Consider the following 18130-nt stretch of genomic DNA (forward strand, 5'->3'; position numbering starts at 1 on the left):
GGCCTTTTAACGGGGAAAATCCATGAAACCGGTTGTGATCAAACGTGACGGATGTCGCGCACCATTCAATGCCCAACTGATCGGCGAAGCGGTCAGTCGAGCGGCGGAAGCGGTCAATCAGGCCAATCCTGCCCTGGCGGAGCGCATTGCCAATGCGGTCAGCCAGGAACTGGAGGGGCGTGGTGAAGTTGATATCCACGAGATCCAGAACCGGGTCGAAAACCATCTGATGGCTTCCGACGACAAGGCCATTGCCCGTGCCTATATCGAATATCGTCACGATCGGGATCTGGCCCGCGAGGCCCGCGGCCGTCTGGCCCAGGAGATCCGCGGCCTGGTGGAGCAGACCAACGCGGCCCTGCTCAACGAGAACGCCAACAAGGATTCCAAGGTGATCCCGACCCAGCGCGACCTGCTGGCGGGCATCGTTGCCAAGCACTACGCCACCAGCCACATGCTGCCCCGTGATGTGGTTCAGGCGCACGAGAGCGGCGATCTGCACTTCCACGATCTCGACTACTCCCCCTTCTTCCCCATGTTCAACTGCATGTTGATCGATTTGAAAGGGATGCTGACCCACGGCTTCAAGATGGGCAATGCCGAGATCGACACCCCCAAATCCATCAGCACCGCCACCGCGGTAACCGCCCAGATCATCGCCCAGGTAGCGAGCCACATCTATGGTGGCACTACCATCAACCGCATCGATGAAGTGCTGGCACCCTATGTGACCATCAGCTGGGAGAAGAATCGCCAGGTGGCCGAGGAGTGGGGCATTGCGGACGCCGAGGGCTACGCCATGGCCCGCACCGAGAAGGAGTGCTACGACGCCTTCCAGTCCCTCGAATACGAGGTGAACACCCTGCATACCGCCAATGGCCAGACCCCGTTCGTCACCTTCGGCTTTGGCCTGGGAGAGAGCTGGGAGTCGCGGATGATCCAGCGCGCCATCCTGCAAAATCGCATCGCCGGCCTCGGTAAAAACAAGAAGACCGCCGTGTTTCCGAAACTGGTGTTCGCCATCAAGGATGGCCTCAACCACAAACAGGGCGATCCCAACTACGACATCAAGCAGCTGGCCCTGGAGTGCGCCTCCAAGCGCATGTATCCGGACATCCTCAACTACGACCAGGTGGTCAAGGTGACCGGCTCCTTCAAGACCCCCATGGGCTGCCGCTCCTTCCTCGGTGCCTACGAGGAGAATAGCGAGCTCATTCACGAGGGGCGCAACAACCTGGGGGTAGTGAGCCTCAACCTGCCGCGCATCGCCCTCAAATCCAAGGGCGAGGCGGATTTCTGGGACAAGCTGGATGCCGCCCTGCGGGTCGCCAAGAAGGCGCTCATGTACCGCATCAAGCGTCTGGATGGTGTCAAGGCGCGGGTTGCTCCCATCCTCTATATGGAGGGAGCCTGCGGCGTGCGTCTGAAAGCGGACGACAACGTCAGCGAGATCTTCAAGAATGGTCGCGCCTCCATCTCGCTCGGCTATATCGGGATCCACGAGACCATCAACGCCCTGTTTGGCGACAAGGTGCACCTGTTCGACAATGGCGAGCTGCAACAGAAGGCCATCGCCATCGTCGAGCGCCTCAAGGCCGCCACCGACGAGTGGAAGGAGGAGACCGGCTACGGTTTCAGCCTCTACTCCACCCCGAGCGAGAACCTCTGCTCCCGCTTCTGCCGCATCGATGCCAAAGAGTTTGGCGTGGTGCCGGGGGTGACCGACAAGGGCTACTACACCAACAGCTTCCACCTCGACGTGGAGAAGCAGGTGAACCCCTATGACAAGCTGGACTTCGAGGCGCCCTATCCGCCCATCGCCAGCGGCGGTTTCATCTGCTACGGCGAGTACCCCAACATCCAGCACAACCTGGAGGCGCTCGAGAACGTCTGGGACTACAGCTATGACAAGGTGCCCTACTACGGCACCAACACTCCCATCGACGAGTGCTACGAGTGCGGCTTCACCGGCGAGTTCGAGTGCACCTCCAAGGGCTTCACCTGCCCGCGCTGCGGCAACCACGACCCGGCCAAGGTGTCGGTGACCCGCCGTGTCTGCGGCTACCTCGGCAGCCCGGATGCGCGCCCCTTCAACGCGGGCAAGCAGGAAGAGGTCAAGCGCCGCGTCAAGCATATGTAAGCGCAATCGTGATGAAGAGCTGGCCCCTGACTCAAGGGGCCATTTTCATTGGGCGGCGACAGGTCTCTGTCGTTGCCCGAGCGAGGCAGGAGAGAAGCGATGCACTACCACCAGTACTACCCGGTCGACGTGATCAATGGCCCCGGCACCCGAGCCACCCTGTTTGTCTCGGGTTGTGAACACCAGTGCCCCGGCTGCTACAACCAGAGCACCTGGCGGCTCGACGGTGGCCACTCGTTCGATCAGGCCATGAGCGATCGCATCATTGCGGATCTCAACGACACCCGCATCAAGCGGCGGGGTCTGTCGCTCTCCGGCGGTGATCCGCTCCATCCGGCCAACGTGCCCCACGTGCTGGCGCTGGTGAAGCGGGTGCGTGCCGAGTGCCCCGGCAAGGACATCTGGTGCTGGACCGGCTATCTGCTTGGCGAGCTCTCCGATGCCCAGCGCGAGCTGGTTTGCTTGCTGGACGTGCTGGTGGATGGCAGGTTCGAGAAGGGGCTGGCGGATCCCGGTCTGCTCTGGCGCGGCAGCAGCAATCAGCAGATCCACGATCTCAACGCCTGGCGGGAAGGGGGTGAGCGCATTCCCTGTCTGGTTTGCAGTTGAGGCCAATGCTGTTTATGGTTAGGCCACCCAAGTATCGTGACAATCTTTGATGAGGCATTGCGAGATGAACAATCTGCTCAAGATCCTGCTGGCCATTTTCCTGCCCCCTGTGTGCGCCTTTATCCAGGTCGGCTTCAGCCTGCATTTCTTAATCAACATAGTGCTGACCCTGCTCGGCGGCTTGCCCGGCATGGTTCACGCGCTCTGGCTGGTGGTGAGCGACAAGCGCGCCTGACGATCTTCCCTCGTCATCCCGCTCAATTGTTGAAAAAGAAGGGCCAACCTCACGGGTTGGCCCTTTTGTACATGTTCAGCCGACAGCTTTTTCGTTAGGATTCATCACTGACCAAATGGAGAAGCCCGATGGCTTGCAGGCCCGGCAGAGAGAACAAGGAGCGTGGTATGAAGTGGAAGATGGCAATCTGGTCAGGGGTAATGCTGGCACTGCTGCAAGGGTGCCTGTCCCGCGAGGTGGCGGTGGTCGACCGTGAGCCTGTCGCTGTGACGCTGGAACAGTTGCCGAACTACTGGATACAGCAGAACCAGCGCTCATGGTTTGCCAGCGATGAAGAAGCGCTGCCCACCAAACCGGTCAAGGGCTATGTGGACGTGCGTTATGTGATTGATGAGGATGGCAGGCCGACCAAACCCGAGGTGGTGGCGGCCGAGCCGCCCGGCGAGCTGGAGCAGAGCGCCCTGGCGACTCTCTCGCGGATCCGCTACAGCCCGGCAGAGGACAATCCAGACGCCATTCCGGTGCAGGTGACCAACCGTTTCAACATCGAGGTCAATTGACCCGAGCGCGATGACATCAGACCCCGGCCGTGCCGGGGTCTCTCTTATTGCTGTTTGCACTCCCGATAGGCGATCTGCCACTCCCCTTGCGGATCCCTAAGCTCGACAAAACCTTCTTCCCCCTTGTTCCACCAGACAGCCTGGAACTCGTCGCTATAGCGGGCCCCCGACGCGGAGACGGCTTGGGGCAGGGTGTAATCCTTGCCATCCGGCAGTGCCAGTTTGATAAAGTCGAGGCTCTGATCGGAGAGGGTGAAATAGCGTACCTGTACTTTTTGCCCCTGCTCGCACAGGTAGTTGACTGGCTCGCCACCGGTGGCGACCAGGGTGCCATTCTGGGCACAGCCGGTGAGCAGGGCAAACGCCAAAGCCGAGGTGGTGAAAAGGGAAATGCGGCGCATGATGTGGACTCCTTTGCTATCTAACGCCGTGAGCCTAACAGGTTGGGCAGGATCTGCAATTGTCCGTTTTTGGGATGCGTCGACGGCTGTCCATAGCGCATCTGCCGCCACGCCATAGGGCTTGGCCATAAAAAATCGCCCCGGCAGGCTGCGGGGCGAAAAGCGGATCATCCTTGAAGCACCATGAAAAGTCAGTAGCCGAAGCGGGTCGCCTCAAAGCGGTTGAGCAGGCGATGGATAAGGTAGCAGGCGAGCAGGGTGGCGACGATGGCAAACAGTATGCTGCTCACCCGGTAGAGAGCGCTGAACACCAGATCGTTGCCCGGAGTCAGGTACTGGCCAAACAGGATCCCCAGGGTGGTGAGGGCGCCGAAGCCGACGCCGGAACCGCTCGCCTCTTTCACATGGGCATGGCTGAACAGCATGGCGCCGAGCCAGAGCAGGGGCGCGACCAGGATCAGCTGCCCGGACCAGTCATAGAGCAGCAGCTGGCCGATGAGGCCAAAGCTCACCCCGAGCAGGGTGCCCATGGCCCGCTTGCGGGCATAACTCAGGGCGCCATTCCAGTGCATGGGAAACAGCAGCAGCAGGGTGGTGGCCTGGGCCGACATGGAGTCGCGCAGATCGAAGGCCTGGAACACCAGGAAGGAGAGGGTGGCGATGCTGGCTCCCAGCAGCGCCTCGTGGCGCATCCGGTGCGGAGCCTTGGGGGCAGCCGCCGGCGTCGGGCGTGGCTCCACATCTGGGAGCAGGGCCGTCATCAGGTAGGCGATCAGCACCGACAGCACACTGGCCCACAGGTTGTTGAGGATCAGGTCGTTAAGATCGGTCTGGGGATAGCTGGCAAAGTGCAGCATGATGCTCAGACTCAGCACGCCATTGGCACCGAACAGGAACAGGCTACCCCGGGACATGGCGGCAAAGCGATAGAGAAACAGCAAGAAGACCAGGAGGGTCATCAGCGCCGGGTGGCTGCCAAACAGCCCCCCAAGCAGGCCCACCTCCACCCCGCAGACGATGGCGGAGGCGATCAGCTGGCGTGCCGCATGACCATTCATCACCGGCACCATGCCCAGCAGCAGGACGGGCGTCACCGTGTAGAAGACGCCATAGTTCCAGCCGAACATCTTGCACAGCAAGAACCCCGTGGTGCTGCCAAAGGCGATGCGCAGGCATTGGCGCAACTCGTTGCCGGTCAGGGGCCTGTGCCACAGAGTCATGGTTGCCACCTTAATAGATGTAGTGCAGCAGGCTGAGCAGATGGATCTGGGCGCGAGCCAGCATGGCGGTCAGGCCGTTGTCCGGCAGCAACTGCACGGTGGCGCGGGCGCCGGCCGGCAGATGGCTGGGCAGCTGCTCCAGGGTCAGGTGCAGGCGCAGGCGTTGGGCATCCCGCACCCAGCGATCCGACTCCACCGGGGCCGCCAGGGTGCCATTGGCATCGAACTGGCCGGCGCTCACCCCGGCATCCAGGCTGCTGACCCGGGCCGGGTAGAGTTCGCCTGGATTGCCGTCGAAGGCGACCAGTGCCCGGGTCTCATCTCCCACATGGCGCAGGCTCTTCTCGCGAAAATCGGCGATCACGTCCACCTGATCCGCCACCAGCGCCAGCAGCGGACCACCTGCCGTCGCCATGCTGCCCGGTTTGAGTTGCAGGTTGGTGATGATGCCATCCTGATCGGCATGAACCCGGCTGTAGGTCAGCGCCAGTTCGGCCTGGGCCAGCTTGTTGCGCGCCTGACGCAGCAGCAGGTTGTCCTCACCGTGGGCACCGCGGCTGGCCCTGATCTCGTCCCGTTTGGCCTTGCTGGCCGCCAGGTTGGCCCGGGCGTTGCGCAGGGCGCTGTCCGCTTCGTCTTTTTGTTGCAGTGACACCATGTGGCGCTGGTAGAGGGAACCGATCCGCGCCGCTTCCCGTCCCTTCTGGCTGGCCAGGGCCTCCTTGGCTTTGATATCCGCATCGGCGGCGGCCAGGGCGGCATCCAGCTCGCTGTTTTGTTGCTCGGCCTGATCCAGGGCGAGCCGGGCCTGTTCCACCGCGAGTTCAAAGGGCACGGGATCCAGGGTAAAGAGCAGATCCCCTTTCTTGACATGCTGGTTGTTGTGGACGGTCACTTCCACCACCTTGCCGCTAACCTGGGGGGCCAGCTTGGTGACGACCCGAGTCGCCATGGCCTGGGGGGTGAGGGGCATCAGCAGATCGGCTACCAGAAAGTAGGCAAAGAGGATGACGAAGCCGGCCATGGACCATCTGATCCAGCGGGCAAATTGTTGATCCGGGGTCATTTTACTCTCCTGCTTCAGGGTGTTTCTGGTGGCCGGCCAGTTGCTCGTGGTGCCACTCGATCCTGCCGAGGGCATTGGCCGAGATGCGCTGCACTATGGCTTCAAACTGGCGCAGGCTCTGTTCATCTATGCCGACCAGCAGCTCCTGGCGAACGCGCATGATGCGACCGGCAATCTGGTCGAGCAGTGCCTGGCCCTCGGTGGTGACGCAGACGATGCGAGCCCGTTTGTCCTGGCTGCAGCAGTGGCGCTCGATCAGCCCCTGCTCCTCCAGCTGGCCCAGGGTGCGCATCAGGGAGGGCAGTTCGATCTCGAGGGCATCGGCCAGGGTCTTCTGGCTCACCTCTCCCCCCATGCGGGAGAGTTTCCACAAGGCGGTCCAGCGAGGATGGGTGAGGCCCAGGGGCGCGAGCTCCAGATCTGCGGCGGTGCGCCAGAGCCGGTGCATGCGGGCTATCTGTTCGGCGAGGGAGAGCTCGCGCAACCTTTCCAAATCCTTCACGTCGGTCACCTCAGTTTACTTAGCTTGCTAAGCATTATATTTATTTAGCAGGCTAAGTAAATAGTGTGATGTGGATCATCTTTTTGCGCAGGGTGGCAGGTGAGTCTTGAGTGGGGTCAATGGAGTCTTTTTTTGCAATGGTACGGACAGAGGAAAATAGTGACTCATTATTTTCAGCGTATTTTCATGTCTATCGTGCAGCTTGTTTTTTATTCGCTAATATTATTCAGGTCTGGATCAGGGAGGCATTTTGCGATGGATAAATATGAGGTGGATGGGGGATATCTGGTACTGGAATGCCTGTTAAGCGATGCAGAAAATGCATCTGAATTTCATGCGGGAGTGGCTTGGGATAGTAGCGAAATATGTCATGAATTTGACCCTGCCAATATTCCTGTGTTGCTGGCGGAATAACTGGAGCATCTATATCTGCTCGAATGAATAAACCGATATGCAGGTATTGGCCGGTTTGTTCCGGCTCTCTCTCACGCACTCATTTTCCCATCACCTTTCCCGCGCTCTGCCGACGGGAGCGCTGGCTCCCTGTATGGCGATACGGCCTGGATGACGGTCTGTTGCTGACGAGAAGAATCTGGGGTCGCCATACTCCTCTTTATTATTGTTGGGCCTGGCGTCCTGATTGGCACTGGCAGTTGATCCGGTTTCTCACAGGTGAATGCTGCATGGAGCAATAGTGTGAAAGACTGGCCGCCTGGTTGCCATGCCCCGGTGTCGGTAAAGCATGTCGGGATGGGAGCCGTGGTGTTTAAGTTTTTAATGTTTTTATATGATTTTGTCGCTTGGTTAAATGACGACAGGGATGACACGCAATAGAGTGCAGGATGAAACACACGCAGTATCACAATAAACGGCGACCCCGTCCGGGGTCGCCAATAATATCCGCCCGGTGATGTACCTGCTCCGTACGGGTGATACTGTCATCATCGGGCCGCACGCGTCGAAACGCCGGCATCCATGATTGACCCTGCCTCCCGGCATCCGCACTATTGAGTGGCGTCCTGACGTTGTAAGGTTTGTGCATGAAACTTCGCCACCAACTGGTGACCCTCTCCCTCGGTTTGTCCCTGCTGCTGATCCTCATTCTGGGCTCGCTGCTCGCCCTCTTCATCCGTCATCTGCTGGAGAGCAATCTGGAGGAGAAGGGGGGCGATCTGGCCCGCATCATGTCTGCCGACAGCCGGGTGGTCGCCGCCCTGCAACGCGGTGAGGATCCCGCCCTGCGCGACTATGTGGAGGGGATTTGCCGGCGCACCGATGCCACCTACATGGTGGTGACCGACGAACATGGCCGGCGTCTGAGCCATCCGAGAGCCGAGCTGATCGGCCAGCAATTTCGCGGCGAGGATATCTGGCCTGCCCTGCAGGAGCGGCGCAGTTATTGTTCCCGTGACGAGGGGACCCTGGGGCTGGCGATCCGCTGCTTCTCTCCGGTGATCGGGGCCGATGGCCGTCCCATGGGGGCGGTCGTGGTGGGTTACCTGATGACGGCGGTGGAGGGCATCTATCTGCAGCGCATCTCGCTGCTGGTCTGCGCCATCGCCGCCGTATTCGGTTGCGCGCTGGTGCTGGCATTCTGGATGCAGCAGCGGCTGCGCAAGACCCTGCTCGATCTGGAGCCCGAGGCGATCGTGCGCCGCTTCACCCTGCAGGATCTGCTGCTCGAATACATCACCGAAGGGGTGATAGCGCTCGATGACAACGGCAACATCAGCATGATCAACAGCACCGCCTGCTACCAGTTGCGCCTGCCCGGTACGGGTCGCCATGCCCTCCTGGGGCTGTCGCTGGCCGAACTGGTGCCATCGCTGGCCCCTTGCCTGACGCAGGAGGGGGGCGAGCTCAGCTTCGCCATCCAGGGGGAGCCCTTTGTCGGGCGCTGGCAGGTGGTCAATGGCCGGGCTCCGTGGCGGCTGTTCATCTTCAGTCGTCCCGAAGTTGCGGCGAGCCTCGGGGTGCAGGTGACCCACCTGCGCCAGTATGCCGAGATGCTGCGAATGCAGAGCCATGAGTTTGCCAACAAGCTGAGCAGCCTCTCCGGTCTGCTCCAGCTTGGCCACGTGGATCAGGCGGTGGAGCTTATCCAGCAGGAGAATGAAGCCTGCCAGACCATGCTGCAGGAGTTGTTGCGGCTCATCGACAACAAGCCGGTGGCCGGTCTCATTCTCGGCAAGTTCAGCCGTGCCAGGGAGCTTGGGGTGACACTCGAGCTCGACCCCGATTCGTCGCTCGGGGAGTACTCCGCCTCGGTCTCGGCGGATCTCATTACTCTCATCGGCAACCTGCTGGACAACGGTCTGCAGGCCGCCTGGCGCAACCGCCAGCAGTGCCCCCCCAGGGTGCTCTTGTCACTGTGCGATGTGGGGCGCCGGCTGGTGATCGAGGTGGAAGACAGTGGCGAAGGAGTTGACGAGGAGCTGGCCGATCATCTGTTCGATTACGGGGCGACTCGCCAGAGCGGTGATCACGGGGTGGGCCTGTTCCTGGTCAAGGAGACGGTGGGACGACATCAGGGTGTGATAGAATGGCGGCGAACTGCCGAACGGACCACATTGTTTGGCATCTATTTGAATAAAAACCAGTTAATGTGAGCCATGGACCCAATAATCACGCTTGTTATTGAAGATGACGATCGGATCGGCGCCATCCTGTCGGAGCTGGTGGCGGCGACCCCGGGGTTTTCCCTGCTGGGGCGGGCCGGCACCCTGGCCCAGGCCGACGAGATGATGGCCGGGGTGGTGCCGCAACTGCTGCTGGTGGATATCTCCCTGCCCGATGGCTCGGGTCTTGAATGGGTGAACCGCCTGCGCAGTCACAACCGTGAAGCCTATGTCATCATGGTGACCGCCTCCCGCGAGGTGGAGACCATACAGCAAGCGCTCAATCTCGGGGTGCATGACTACATCATCAAGCCGCTGCGGCTGTTTCGCATCCAGCAGAGCCTGGACGAGATCCTGCAACTGCATCGCAAGCTGTGTGAGCGGGGGCGGCTGGAGCAGGAAGATCTCGACAAGCTGCTGGGCAAGGGGCGACCCCAGGCCAGAGAGATGCGCATCACCCCCAAGGGGATCGACAGCATCACCCTGCGTCAGGTGCTTGAATTGCTGGCGGGGGAGCCGGACAGCGTCTTCTCCACCGATACCGTGGCGCTGCGCCTCTCCCTGAGTCGCACCACGGCGCGCCGCTATCTGGAGTATCTGGAGTCGGAAGACAGAGTGGATGTGGAGCTCAACTATGGCCAGCGGGGCCGGCCGGAGCGTCGCTATCGCTGGCGCCGGGAGAGCTGATCTGCCAGCTCGCCACGCATACACAAACGAATATTCAGACAAAAGGGAGCCGAGGCTCCCTTTTGTCTGTTTGTGGTCCCGTGTCCTTGCGAGGGGAGCGTCGTTTTTATGCCTCCCGGGCAAGGGCGGGGCGGGCTCTTGGCTTGAGCTGGGCGAGCATGACGCCCCCCAGGATGAGGCCACCCCCCAGCAGGTGATAGCCGTGGATGGGCTCTCCCAGGGTGATGACGGCGATCAGCGCCGTGCACAGTGGCATCAGGTTCATGAAGACCGAGGTGCGCTCCGGCCCGAGAGTGGCCAGGCCGCGCATCCAGCAGTAGGCGGCGAAGAGGGAGGAGGCGATGCCGGCAAACAGCACCAAGCCCCAGCCTTCGGCGGGCACCGCGAGCGACTCGGCGCTGAGGGCGACCGGGATCAGCAGCAGGACCGCCAGCAGGATCTGCAGGTAGAGGTTGAGCCAGGGGCCAAACGGCAGTTGCCAGCGGCGGATCAAGAGGCCATAGAGCGCATAGCTGGCGGCCCCCAGCAGCATCATGCCATCCCCCGGGTTGATGCCGGTGTGCAGCAGCGCCAGCGGCTGGCCCTGGCCGAGCAGCCAGAGCACCCCGAACAGGGAGAGGCTCATTCCCAGCAATGCTTGCTTGCCGGGGCGCTGGCCGAAGAAGAGCGCGCCCTGCAGCAGGGTCAGCAGGGGCAGCAGGGAGCCGATGACCCCCATGTTGGTAGCCGAGGTCGAGTGGGCGGCGTAGTAGGCGAGGCACTGGTAGAGCACCATGCCGAGCAGGGAGAGCACCAGCAGCTTGCCGAACCAGGGGCGGATCTCGCTGCGCCGGCGCCAGAGTGCGGGCAGGCAGAAGGGGCTCAGGGCCAGGGCGGCGATCACCCAGCGGTAAAACGAGATGGCGGCGGGATCCACCACGCCGGCGGCGGCCTTGGAGACCACGGTGTTGGCGGCCCAGATCAGGATGGCGAGCAGGGGGAAGAGAATGGGCATAGGCACTCCTTGATACGATGGTGAGAGTCTAGCCTTGTCTTGAACTATGTAAGTAGCGTAAATAAGACATCTCATAACCGCTTTGGGACATTCTTCATGGGTGACCTCACGATGGCCGAGCAGGATCGCCTGCTGGCCACTCCCAATCCTCTCTACTTTCGCTACAGCCAGATCCAGGGAGGCAACGCCTGCGCCGAGCACGCCCACCCCTGGGGCCAGCTCAGCCTCATCAGTCTGGGGGTCATGGTGGTGGAGGTGGCGGGGCTGCGGCTGGTGGCGCCGCCCGACTACCTTATCTGGGTGCCGGCCAACTTGCCCCACAGCGCCTTCAACGAACAGACCCTGGACTACACCTCCATCTATGTGGGACACACCCTGGCAGAACGCCTGCCAAGGGAACCCGTGCTGCTGGCGCTGACCCCCCTGCTGCGTGCCCTGCTGGAGGACTTCACCCAGCGCCGGCTCGGCCACATGGAGGATGAGTGGGACCGGCGCCAGGGCGAGCTCTTCATCGAGAAGCTGGCCCGCACCCGCTGCCAGCCGAGCTATTTGCCCCAGAGTTGCGATCGCCTGCTCGCTCCCTTGTTGGCGGCGCTACAGGCCGCGCCGGAGGACAACCGTACCCAGGCCGAGTGGGCCAGTGTCTTGCACACCACGGAGCGCACTTTGGCGCGGCGCTGCCAGAAGGAGCTTGGCATGAGCCTCGGTCAGTGGCGTACCCGGCTGCGCATGGTGCGTGCCCTGTCTTGGCTGCGCGGTGAGATGCCGGTGCAGGAGATCGCCTGGCGGTTAGGTTACACCTCCACCTCGGCCTTTATCGCCATGTTCCAGCGCGAGCAGGGCTGTGCCCCCCAGCGCTATCGCCAGCAGCTGGGTCAGCCCGGGTGATCCCTGTGGCAGTCGGGAAGCGTTCGACGGAAAAAAGAGAGGGCGCCTTACAGGCGCCCTTTTATCAGCGATGGCCGGCTTAGAAGAAGCCGAGGGGGTTGATGCCGTGGCTCACCAGCAGATTCTTGGTGTTCTGGTAGTGGTCCAGCATCATCTTGTGGGTCTCGCGGCCTATGCCTGACTTCTTGTAGCCGCCGAAGGCTGCGTGGGCGGGGTAGGCGTGGTAGCAGTTGATCCAGACCCGGCCGGCCTGGATGCCGCGCCCCATGCGCCAGGCCAGGTTGCTGTCGCGGGTCCACAGGCCCGCCCCCAGGCCGTACTGGGTGTCGTTGGCAATCGCCAGCGCATCCGCCTCGTCCTTGAAGGTGGTCACCCCGAGGGCCGGCCCGAAGATCTCCTCCTGGAACACCCGCATCTTGTTCTGGCCGTGGAAGATGGTGGGCTGGATGTAGAAGCCCCCTTCCAGCCCGTTCACCTTGGCCGCGCCGCCGCCGATCAGCATCTTGGCCCCTTCGCCGCGACCGATCTCCATGTAGCTTAGGATCTTGTCGAACTGCTCGCGGGACGCCTGGGCACCGACCTGGGTGGCGGTGTCGAGGGGGTTGCCCTGCACTATGGTGCGGGCGCGGGCCAGCACCTTGTCCATGAAGTCGTCATAGATGCTGGCCTGCACCAGGGCGCGGGAGGGGCAGGTACACACCTCGCCCTGGTTGAAAAAGGTCATCAGCATGCCTTCCACCGCCTTGTCGATGTAGCTGCTCTCGTGCTGCATCACGTCGGCGAAGTAGATGTTGGGGGACTTGCCACCCAGCTCCACGGTGGAGGGAATGAGCTTGTCGGCGGCGCAGCGCAGGATATGGGCGCCCACCTCGGTGGAGCCGGTGAAGGCGAGCTTCTGGATCCGGTTGCTGGTGGCGAGCGCCTGGCCCGCCTCGGCGCCAAAGCCGTTGACCACGTTGACCACCCCGGCGGGCAGGATGTCCTTGATGAGATCCATCATCAGCATGATGGTGACCGGGGTCTGCTCGGCGGGCTTGAGCACGCTGCAACAGCCGGCCGCGAGCACGGGGGCCAGTTTCCAGGCCGCCATCAGCAGCGGGAAGTTCCACGGGATGATCTGGCCGACCACCCCGATGGGCTCCTTGAAGTGGTAGCTGACGGTGTGCTGATCCAGCTCGGCGGCGGAGCCCTCCTGAGCGCGGATGCAGCCGGCGAAGTAGCGGAAGTGATCCACCACCAGGGGCAGGTCGGCGGCCAGGGTCTCGCGCACCGCCTTGCCGTTCTCCCAGGTTTCGGCGATGGCGAGCACTTCGATATTTTGCTCGATGCGATCGGCGATGCGCAGCAGCAGGTTGCTGCGCTCGGTGACGCTGGTCTTGCTCCAGCTGGCGAACGCCTTGTGAGCGGCGTCGAGCGCCAGCTCGATATCGGCGGCGTCAGAGCGGGCCACTTCGCAGAACACGCGGCCATCCACCGGCGAGATGTTTTCAAAGTAGCGGCCGGCGCGCGGCGCCACCCAGTCACCACCGATGAAGTTGTCGTAACGGGACTTGAAGCTGACCAGGGCACCTGCCTGACCGGGAGCGGTATAAATCATCTCATCATCCTTATGTGTGTGGTCCTGACCGGGCTGGCGGGCAGCCCGGTTGCTGCTGTGTATCGCAAGGGGCGTGCCAGAGGGTCTGACCAGCGCTTCAAAAGTTACAAAAACGTTATCAAACGGGGTGCGGCAGCGTATCTTGGTTAACCAATGACCGCGGCGGTGGCGATACAACTGTGCCGATTCTGGACAGTGGTCGTGACAGTCGTGCCATTTGTGAACAGGAGGCGTGATGAGCGAATTTCCCCAATCTGGCCCTATCCAGCGCTCCTGGCAGCGCTGCCTGCATCAAGGGCTGAGCCGCCAGCAGAGCGCCGAGCTGGATCTGTTGCCAAGAGGAGAGCTCACGGCGAGATTGGAAGGGCACAGGGAGCTGATCGCCTGCTTTGAGCGCTTCGTGCTGCCGCTGTTTGGCCAGCTGCTGGCGGGGCGACCCTGCCGCCTGTTGCTGTGCGACGCAGAAGGGGCGATTCTGGCCGCCAGCGGTGACGACGGCTTCGCCCGCCATGCCGAGCGTATTTTTCTGCGCAGCGGTGCCCGCTGGGGAGAGGGGAGCAAGGGCACCAACGCCATCGGCACGGCGCTCGCCGAGCAGAGCGAGGTACAGGTGCTCGGTGCCCAGCACTTTTTCGCCCAGCACAGTTTTCTCAGCTGCAGCGCCTGCCCGCTGCTCGGGCCCGACGGCAGACTGCTCGGGGTGCTCGATATCTCCACCGAGGCGGCCCACCACGGCGGCGATATGCTGGGCACGGTGCGGCTGTTGGCCATGACCCTGGAAAACGCGCTGCTGGCGCGCCAGCCGGGCTGGCTGGTGGATCTCGATCCCCAGAGTCTCTGGTCCGCCCGCCTGCTGCTGGGGGAAGCCGGCGAGCTGCTCGGTGCCAACCGGGCCGGCCGGCTCTGGCTTGGCCAACACTCCTTCGATGGCAAGCAACTGCTGCGCGAGGGACGCGGCCTGCGGCTGGTGCCCGAGCCGGTCGAAGGGCCCTCGTCGCTTCCGCCATTGGGGTGCGGGCAGGAATCCTTGCCAGAACCTTCACAGGTACCGCTCAAGATGCTGGAGCGTGGTATCTCCCTGCTTATCGAAGGGGAGACCGGCAGTGGCAAGGAGCATCTGGTACGAGCGCTGCATCGTCAGTCGAGCCGCCAGGATAAACCCCTGGTGTGCGTCAACTGCGGCGCCCTGCCGGCGGATCTGGTGGAGGCAGAGTTGTTCGGTTATGTGGGTGGGGCCTTTAGCGGTGCCCGCAGCCAGGGCAGCCAGGGCTATCTGCGCGCCGCCCACGGCGGCATCCTGATGCTGGACGAAATTGGCGAACTGCCGCTGTCGGCCCAGACCCGGCTGCTGCGGGTATTGCAGGAGCGCGCCGTTACCCCGGTCGGCAGCCACAAGCCCGAGCCGGTGGATTTCTGGCTGGTCAGTGCCAGCCACCGGGATCTGGCGGCCATGGTGGTGGCCGGCAGTTTTCGCGAGGATCTCTACTACCGCATCTGCGGCTGGCGCCAGCAATTGGCGCCGCTGCGGGATTGGCCGGCCCACGAGCGGCGGGCATTGATCTTGCGGTTGCTCACCGAGATGGATCCAGCGTTGCAGCTGACCCGGGAGGCGGAGCAGCAACTGCTGGCTCATCCCTTGCCCGGCAACGTGCGCCAGCTCAAACAGGCACTCGAAGTAGCTTGCGTGCTGGCGGAAGGGCAAGAATGGGTTGAAGCCTCTCACCTGCATCTGCCTGCGGTCGTTGCCGCGCCCGCGCTGATACCTGTTCCGCCATCCACTTCAGTGACTGCGGGCATCACCACCTTGCGCGCCCAGAGCCGCCAGCGGGTGCAGCAGACCCTGGCGGATTGTGGTGGCAACGTGAGTGAGGCTGCGCGCCGGCTCGGCATCAGCCGCACCACCCTATATCGGGCATTGAAAGCATGTAACTGATGGAATTTTAAGTATTTTCCATTAATTGCATGCTTGTTCCCGCCATCCTTTGTATCATGTCGGACCAGAACGGCGCTGAACCATGAGTGGATTCAGTGCGACCCTGCCCCGTTGGACAGCTGCGTCAATCGTGATGCCAGGCTAAGCATGACCTCTTCCTACATTCGTCTTGTCGACCGCTCTTTTCGCGCCCTGCTGGGGCTGACCCTTGCCATCATCCTGCTGTTCGAATTCGGCCCGGAGCGGGTACTGGATCTGCAGGAGTGGCCCGTTATCGTCACCGTGCAGCGGGCGGCGGATGTGACGCCGGAGCAGGCGCGCTATCTCTCGTCGCCGGAAGGCAAACCTGGCGTGCAATGCATCCTGCCCGCCCGCCAGCACATCGTGCCGGGCTGCAGACTGACCTTGACCCTGACGCCCCCCGATGAGGGGATCGATCTCGCCCGCTTCGATACCCTGCATGTGCGCCTGAGCGTGACTGGCGAAGGAGGTCAGGACTGGCGTCTCTATCTGCGCAATCATGATCCGGCCAGCGATCTGCCCGAGGATCCCCTTGCCCCCAAGTTCAACGAGATCATCTTTCGTCCGGCGGATTACGGCAGGCTCCACAAGGTGCCCCTTGACGTGTTCGCACCGGCAACCTGGTGGATCAAGCAATACAATGTGCCGCTGCAACAGCAGGGGCCTGACTTGCACCGGGTCTATGCCATCGAGCTCGCCGCCGGTTACGACATGCAGCCTGGCACACACGGGGCCATTATCGAGGAGCTGCATTTTCATGGCCCCTGGCTCGATGCCAGCCTCTTCTATCGCCTGATCCTGGCGGTCTGGTTTATCTATGGCTGCATCATACTGGTGGCCAACCATCGGCATATGAAACAGCGCCTGCAGCATGCCCATCAGGCCAGACTGGCGGCGGAGGAACACAATCGCACCCTCTGCGAGGAGAGTCGCCGCTCCCGCGAGGAGGCTACTCATGATCCCCTGACCGGCGCCTTCAACCGGCTGGGCGGAGAAGAGCTGCTGGAGGGGTTGGGTGAGCGTGCTTTTTCTCTCATCTATCTGGATGTGGATCACTTCAAACAAATCAACGATGGCCATGGCCACCCGGTGGGGGATGAGGTGCTCAAGCATCTGGTCAGCCAGATCCTGCGCCACTGTGATACTTTCTGCCACCTGGTGCGCTGGGGCGGGGAGGAGTTCGTGCTGATCTGCCTTCACTACGATCAGGAGCAGGCTTGCGCACTGGCCGAGCGGCTGCGCCTGATGCTGGCGGCGGATCCCCACTGGCCCGAAGCGCTCAGGGTGACCGTCTCGTTCGGGGTGGCCGAGCGCGCCGGCGATCCGCTGGAGCAGGTGATCCGGCGGGCAGATGCCGCCCTCTATCAGGCCAAGCAACGGGGCCGCAACCGGGTGGAGACAAGCTCGCCAGTCTCTCCCTCCATACTGACGACAAGGGAAACAACATGACGGGACAAACAATCGGTGCACTGACCCTGCTGGTGGCCGACTACGACGAGGCCATCGCCTTTTTCACCCGGGGGCTTGGCTTTACGCTGCTGGAAGACACACAACTTGACGAGCCGGGCAAACCGGGCAAGCGCTGGGTGCGGGTCGCCCCGGCGGGCGGGCAGGGCTCGGCCCTGTTGCTGGCCCGCGCGGCTACCCCGGAGCAGCAGGCCGCCATCGGCCGGCAGGGCGGCGGGCGGGTCTTTCTGTTTCTCGAGACTGATGACTTTTGGCGGGATTACGAGCGGATGCTGGCCCATGGCGTGCATTTTTGCGAGCAGCCGCGAAGCGAACCTTACGGCACTGTGGTGGTATTTGAGGACATCAGTGGCAACCGCTGGGATCTGCTGCAACGCACGGCTGCCAACTGAATCTGAAAACGTTTATCATCCGCCCTGTCATCGAGTCATAAAAGTGTCACAGAAAATTCTAATAATTGGCGCACCCATCTTCACAGAGGAGAGAGAAGGGAATGGCTAAGCGAATTCTGGTGGTTGAGGACGAGGCACCGATCCGCGAAATGCTCTGTTTCGTGCTGGAGCAGAAGGGATACGAGACGATTGAGGCGGAAGATTTTGCCGATGGACTGGCGAAGGTGCGTGAACCCTACCCCGAACTCATCGTGCTGGACTGGATGATGCCCGGTGGCAGCGGTATCCAGTTCATCAAGCAGCTCAAGCAGGATGAGGTGACCCGCCAGATCCCGGTGGTGATGCTCACCGCTCGTGGCGAGGAAGAGGACAAGGTCCGAGGTCTCGAGGCGGGGGCCGATGACTACATCACCAAGCCGTTCTCTCCCAAGGAGCTGACTGCTCGCCTGCATGCGGTGATGCGCCGGGTCTCTCCCACCTCGGTGGACGAGGTGATCGAGGTGCAGGGGCTCAAGCTGGATCCTGTCTCTCATCGGGTCAGTGCCGAGGAGAAGGCGCTGGACATGGGGCCGACCGAGTTCAAACTGCTGCACTTCTTCATGACCCATCCCGAGCGGGTCTACAGCCGCGAGCAACTGCTGAACAATGTCTGGGGGACCAATGTGTATGTCGAGGACAGAACCGTGGACGTGCACATTCGTCGCCTGCGCAAAGCGATCGAAGAGACTGGACACGACAGACTGATCCAGACGGTACGTGGAGCCGGATACCGTTTCTCAACCCGTCTCTAAGAGGCAATT

Annotated in this window: 18 protein-coding genes; 12 read left to right on the plus strand and 6 right to left on the minus strand. The window is 62.2% G+C overall.

All coding sequences use genetic code 11. The features are described 5' to 3' along the window. The first annotated feature begins 22 nt into the window (after positions 1-22). The 4 genes from nrdD (at position 23) to I6L37_RS10175 (ending at position 3544) form a co-directional block, all read left to right on the plus strand. A complete protein-coding gene (nrdD, locus tag I6L37_RS10160; protein WP_216993958.1) occupies positions 23-2140 on the plus strand; it encodes an anaerobic ribonucleoside-triphosphate reductase in 2118 nt (705 codons plus the stop codon). Positions 2141-2239: 99 nt separating this feature from the next. Then, positions 2240-2749, plus strand: coding sequence for an anaerobic ribonucleoside-triphosphate reductase-activating protein (gene nrdG, locus I6L37_RS10165; RefSeq protein ID WP_216993959.1), 510 nt, complete (start codon positions 2240-2242; stop codon positions 2747-2749). A 64-nt stretch (positions 2750-2813) separates the two neighbouring features. After that, positions 2814-2984, plus strand: a complete 171-nt coding sequence (locus tag I6L37_RS10170) for a YqaE/Pmp3 family membrane protein (RefSeq protein ID WP_010673454.1) — start codon at positions 2814-2816, stop codon at positions 2982-2984. A gap of 167 nt (positions 2985-3151) precedes the next feature. Then, positions 3152-3544 (plus strand): energy transducer TonB, encoded by a 393-nt coding sequence (locus I6L37_RS10175; protein WP_026456627.1) that lies wholly within the window; start codon positions 3152-3154, stop codon positions 3542-3544. Between the two features lie 44 nt (positions 3545-3588). Here the strand turns inward: I6L37_RS10175 and I6L37_RS10180 are convergent, their stop codons facing one another. The 4 genes from I6L37_RS10180 to slyA form a co-directional block, all read right to left on the minus strand. Then, positions 3589-3945: an MliC family protein gene (locus I6L37_RS10180; RefSeq protein ID WP_216993960.1), complete on the minus strand. Its 357-nt coding sequence runs from the start codon at positions 3943-3945 to the stop codon at positions 3589-3591. Between the two features lie 191 nt (positions 3946-4136). After that, positions 4137-5165 carry a DUF2955 domain-containing protein gene (locus I6L37_RS10185; RefSeq protein ID WP_216993961.1) on the minus strand — a complete coding sequence of 343 codons (1029 nt, stop codon included), beginning with the start codon at positions 5163-5165 and terminating at the stop codon, positions 4137-4139. A gap of 10 nt (positions 5166-5175) precedes the next feature. Beyond that, entirely contained in the window at positions 5176-6231 is a 1056-nt protein-coding gene (locus I6L37_RS10190) for an HlyD family secretion protein (protein ID WP_216993962.1), read from the minus strand. Position 6232: 1 nt separating this feature from the next. Next, positions 6233-6733: a transcriptional regulator SlyA gene (gene slyA / locus I6L37_RS10195; protein ID WP_216993963.1), complete on the minus strand. Its 501-nt coding sequence runs from the start codon at positions 6731-6733 to the stop codon at positions 6233-6235. A 255-nt stretch (positions 6734-6988) separates the two neighbouring features. On the opposite strand from slyA, the gene I6L37_RS10200 reads away from it, so the two are divergent. The 3 genes from I6L37_RS10200 to I6L37_RS10210 all read left to right on the plus strand — a co-directional run bounded on the left by I6L37_RS10200 (position 6989) and on the right by I6L37_RS10210 (position 10038). Continuing rightward, positions 6989-7147, plus strand: a complete 159-nt coding sequence (locus I6L37_RS10200) for a hypothetical protein (protein ID WP_216993964.1) — start codon at positions 6989-6991, stop codon at positions 7145-7147. Positions 7148-7773: 626 nt separating this feature from the next. Next, the gene (locus I6L37_RS10205; RefSeq protein WP_216993965.1) at positions 7774-9342 is read left to right on the plus strand and encodes a sensor histidine kinase; all 1569 of its coding nucleotides are present in this window, start codon (positions 7774-7776) and stop codon (positions 9340-9342) included. Between the two features lie 3 nt (positions 9343-9345). After that, entirely contained in the window at positions 9346-10038 is a 693-nt protein-coding gene (locus I6L37_RS10210; RefSeq protein WP_042073085.1) for a response regulator, read from the plus strand. Between the two features lie 106 nt (positions 10039-10144). On the opposite strand, the gene I6L37_RS10215 is transcribed toward I6L37_RS10210, so the two are convergent. Further along, complete coding sequence (locus tag I6L37_RS10215; protein ID WP_216993966.1) at positions 10145-11032, minus strand: DMT family transporter; 888 nt, start codon at positions 11030-11032, stop codon at positions 10145-10147. Positions 11033-11128: 96 nt separating this feature from the next. Between I6L37_RS10215 and I6L37_RS10220 the strand changes: the two genes are divergently transcribed. Next, on the plus strand, positions 11129-11920 hold the full coding sequence (locus I6L37_RS10220; protein ID WP_216993967.1) for a helix-turn-helix transcriptional regulator: 792 nt from the start codon (positions 11129-11131) through the stop codon (positions 11918-11920). Between the two features lie 79 nt (positions 11921-11999). On the opposite strand, the gene I6L37_RS10225 is transcribed toward I6L37_RS10220, so the two are convergent. Continuing rightward, on the minus strand, positions 12000-13517 hold the full coding sequence (locus I6L37_RS10225) for an aldehyde dehydrogenase family protein (protein ID WP_216993968.1): 1518 nt from the start codon (positions 13515-13517) through the stop codon (positions 12000-12002). A gap of 235 nt (positions 13518-13752) precedes the next feature. Here I6L37_RS10225 and I6L37_RS10230 point away from each other — a divergent pair, with 235 nt between their 5' ends. The 4 genes from I6L37_RS10230 to phoB all read left to right on the plus strand — a co-directional run bounded on the left by I6L37_RS10230 (position 13753) and on the right by phoB (position 18121). Further along, complete coding sequence (locus I6L37_RS10230; protein WP_216993969.1) at positions 13753-15450, plus strand: sigma-54-dependent Fis family transcriptional regulator; 1698 nt, start codon at positions 13753-13755, stop codon at positions 15448-15450. A gap of 147 nt (positions 15451-15597) precedes the next feature. Next, a complete protein-coding gene (locus tag I6L37_RS10235; RefSeq protein ID WP_216993970.1) occupies positions 15598-16920 on the plus strand; it encodes a diguanylate cyclase in 1323 nt (440 codons plus the stop codon). Beyond that, a complete protein-coding gene (locus I6L37_RS10240; RefSeq protein ID WP_026457671.1) occupies positions 16917-17330 on the plus strand; it encodes a VOC family protein in 414 nt (137 codons plus the stop codon). The genes I6L37_RS10235 and I6L37_RS10240 overlap by 4 nt, the downstream gene beginning before the upstream one ends. A gap of 101 nt (positions 17331-17431) precedes the next feature. Continuing rightward, a complete protein-coding gene (gene phoB, locus I6L37_RS10245; protein WP_026457670.1) occupies positions 17432-18121 on the plus strand; it encodes a phosphate regulon transcriptional regulator PhoB in 690 nt (229 codons plus the stop codon). Positions 18122-18130 lie beyond the last annotated feature (9 nt).

Origin of the sequence: Aeromonas sp. FDAARGOS 1407, from assembly GCF_019048725.1 — a bacterium.
GTDB classification, from domain to species: Bacteria; Pseudomonadota; Gammaproteobacteria; order Enterobacterales; family Aeromonadaceae; genus Aeromonas; species Aeromonas enteropelogenes.